The sequence below is a fragment of the Staphylococcus sp. GDY8P196P genome, from assembly GCF_017891705.1.
Classification (GTDB): domain Bacteria; phylum Bacillota; class Bacilli; order Staphylococcales; family Staphylococcaceae; genus Staphylococcus; species Staphylococcus ureilyticus.
Genome location: NZ_JAESJS010000039.1, coordinates 738 through 946 on the forward strand (window position 1 = coordinate 738; position 209 = coordinate 946).

Annotated in this window: 1 pseudogene; it reads right to left on the bottom strand. The window is 23.9% G+C overall.

Going from position 1 to position 209, the window contains the following annotated elements:
* Window positions 1–209 (bottom strand): annotated as a pseudogene (gene cadD / locus KA814_RS13725) (cadmium resistance transporter CadD); the annotation flags it as partial.

The following is a 209-nucleotide window of genomic DNA, read 5'->3' on the forward strand; positions in this document are numbered from 1 at the left end:
ACTTTAATTCCAAGATAAATTGGTATTAAACCCAATAAACCTAATATCCACTTCTCTGGAACATAATTTAATACAAAAGCTAAAAACAAACTAACTAATATTAAAATAATAGACCCTAAATATTGACCAACATAAATATCTCTATATTCTTTTCTAGTCTTTGCTCTAGCAAAAAATATTAATAAAATTACTAATAAATCAACTGCTGT